The sequence below is a fragment of the Mesorhizobium sp. M7D.F.Ca.US.004.03.1.1 genome (assembly GCF_003998635.1).
GTDB classification, from domain to species: domain Bacteria; phylum Pseudomonadota; class Alphaproteobacteria; order Rhizobiales; family Rhizobiaceae; genus Mesorhizobium; species Mesorhizobium loti.
Genome location: NZ_RZQG01000847.1, coordinates 1 through 2,526 on the forward strand (window position 1 = coordinate 1; position 2,526 = coordinate 2,526).

General features: G+C 62.0%; 4 protein-coding genes. All 4 read left to right on the forward strand.

Features of this window, described 5'->3' with window-relative positions:
- Positions 1-370: GNAT family N-acetyltransferase (locus EN935_RS30800; RefSeq protein WP_164771481.1), on the forward strand; the 370-nt coding region annotated here is incomplete at its 5' end.
- Entirely contained in the window at positions 357-878 is a 522-nt protein-coding gene (locus tag EN935_RS30805; RefSeq protein WP_127265048.1) for a CoA-binding protein, read from the forward strand. The genes EN935_RS30800 and EN935_RS30805, both read left to right, overlap by 14 nt.
- A 159-nt stretch (positions 879-1,037) precedes the next feature.
- Entirely contained in the window at positions 1,038-2,318 is a 1,281-nt protein-coding gene (locus EN935_RS30810) for an O-acetylhomoserine aminocarboxypropyltransferase (protein WP_024504598.1), read from the forward strand.
- 6 nt (positions 2,319-2,324) lie between these two features.
- A partial coding sequence (locus tag EN935_RS30815) for a cupin domain-containing protein (RefSeq protein ID WP_127373955.1) occupies positions 2,325-2,526 on the forward strand: 202 nt, incomplete at its 3' end.

Here is a 2,526-nt window from a genome sequence, read left to right on the forward strand (position 1 = left end):
CTTCCGCATGGGGGCCTTTGACGACGCCGAGCGCCGCATCTTTCGCGAGATGACCGGACTGATCCTCGGGGACCGGGCATTTGTGTCGTGTGAACGCGACAGCGAAATTGCCGCCTTGGCCTATGGTGTCATCCGCAATGGCCTGCTTGTGGTGGAATCGGTTGAAACCGATGGCCGTTTCAGGCAGCAAGGCTTGGGCCGCAAGACCGTCGGCGGCCTCATTGACTGGGCGCGGCGGGCAGGGGCGTCGGCGGCATGCTTGCAGGTGGTGGCCGATAACGCGCCGGCCCGCGCACTCTACGCCTCGCTTGGGTTCAGCCGTGAACTTTACCGCTATCACTACCGCAGGAAGCCGCATGAACCACGATAGTTACGACAACACCTACATCGCCGGCATTCTCAATTCGGTGAAGACCGTCGCCATGGTCGGCGCATCCGCCAACGATGTGCGACCGAGCTATTTCGTGCTGAAATATCTGCTGGCCAAGGGCTTTTCGGTGTTTCCGATCAATCCTGGCCAGGCCGGCAAGGAAATCCTCGGCCGGATGACCTATTCCAGGCTCGCCGATATTCCGGAGCCGATCGACATGGTCGACATCTTTCGTGCGCCTGCGGCAGTACCCGGCATCGTCGACGAGGCGTTGCGGCTTGATCCCTTGCCGAAAGTGATCTGGATGCAGCTTGGCGTGCGCCATGACGAGGCAACCGCGCGCGCCGAGGCTGCCGGCATCAAGGTGGTGATGAACCGCTGCCCCAAGATCGAATATGGCAAGCTGTCCGGCGAGATCGGCTGGACCGGCGTCAATTCCGGTGTGCTGTCGTCGAAGAAGCCGCTGATGCGCGCCGGATTCCAGAGTTTCGGCGTTCGCCAGAAATAGGCGAGGGGCGAAAGCGCAAAATTATTCCGACAAACGCAGTATTTTCCTGCCGCTTCATAAAAGATCCCGCACGGAAGGGTATTTTCTTCTTTGCATTCGAGGCCGGGCTTCGCCAAGAATGCCCAGCGAATTTCAGAAGGTTTTTCAGGGAGGTTTTCAGTGACCCGCACGCCAGGTTTCAATACGCTCGCCGTCCATGCCGGCGCCAAGCCAGATCCGGCGACCGGCGCACGCGCCACGCCGATCTACCAGACGACCTCCTTCGTCTTCGATGATGCCGACCATGCCGCCTCGCTGTTCGGGCTGAAGGCCTTCGGCAACATCTACACCCGCATCATGAACCCGACGCAGGCGGTGCTGGAAGAGCGCATGGCGGCCCTCGAAGGCGGCACGGCGGCACTAGCGGTCGCCTCCGGCCATGCCGCGCAGGTCATCGTGTTCCACAATCTGATGCAGCCGGGCGACAATTTCGTTGCCGCCAACAAGCTCTATGGCGGCTCGATCAATCAGTTCGGCCATGCCTTCAAGAATTATGGCTGGGAGGTGCGCTGGGCCGACACCAACGACATCTCGACCTTCGAAAGCCAGATCGACGACAGAACCAAGGCGATCTTTATCGAGAGCCTCGCCAATCCGGGCGGCACTTTCGTCGATATCGAGAAGATCGGCGACATCGCGCGCAAGCACGGCCTGCCGCTGATCGTCGACAACACACTGGCCTCGCCCTACCTGATCCGGCCGATCGAGCATGGCGCCGACATCGTCGTGCATTCGCTGACCAAATTCATCGGCGGCCATGGCAATTCGATCGGCGGCGCCATTGTCGATGGCGGCACCTTCGACTGGTCGAAGTCGGGAAAATACCCGATGCTGTCGGAACCGCGCCCTGAATATGGCGGCCTCGTCCTGCATGAAACCTTCGGCAATTTCGCCTTCGCCATTGCCGCGCGCGTGCTCGGCCTGCGCGATCTCGGCCCGGCGATCTCGCCGTTCAACGCCTTCCTCATCCTGACCGGCCTGGAAACCTTGCCGCTGCGCATGCAGCGCCACTGCGACAACGCCGTGACGGTCGCCGCCTGGCTGTCCAACCACCCCAAGGTCGCGTCGGTGAACTACCCCGGCCTGCCCAGCGACAAGAACAACGCGCTGCAGAAGAAGTACTCGCCGCTTGGTGCGGGCGCCGTGTTCACCTTCGCTCTCAAGGGCGGCTATGACGCCGGCGTGAAATTCGTCGAGGCGCTCGAACTGTTCTCACACCTCGCCAATGTCGGCGACACCAAGTCGCTGGTTATCCACCCGGCGTCGACCACGCACCGCCAGCTTTCCGACGAGCAGAAGGTCAAGGCCGGCGCGGGCCCGGACACCGTGCGGCTCTCTATCGGCATCGAGGACGTCAACGACATCGTCGCCGACCTCGAACAGGCGCTCGCCAAGGTCTGACCGATCATGGCCGAGCCAAAATTTCTTGCCATCGGCGTCGACACTGTCGACGCCGAACAGGGCGCGCCGGCGCCGGATCGGCTGATCTCGGGTGATCCGAAATTCCGCACCTGGAATGTCGAGGAGCGGGAGGGCGGCCTTTACGCCGGCATCTGGGAATCGACTCCCGGCAAGTGGCGCATCGTCTATGACGAGTGGGAGTTCTGCC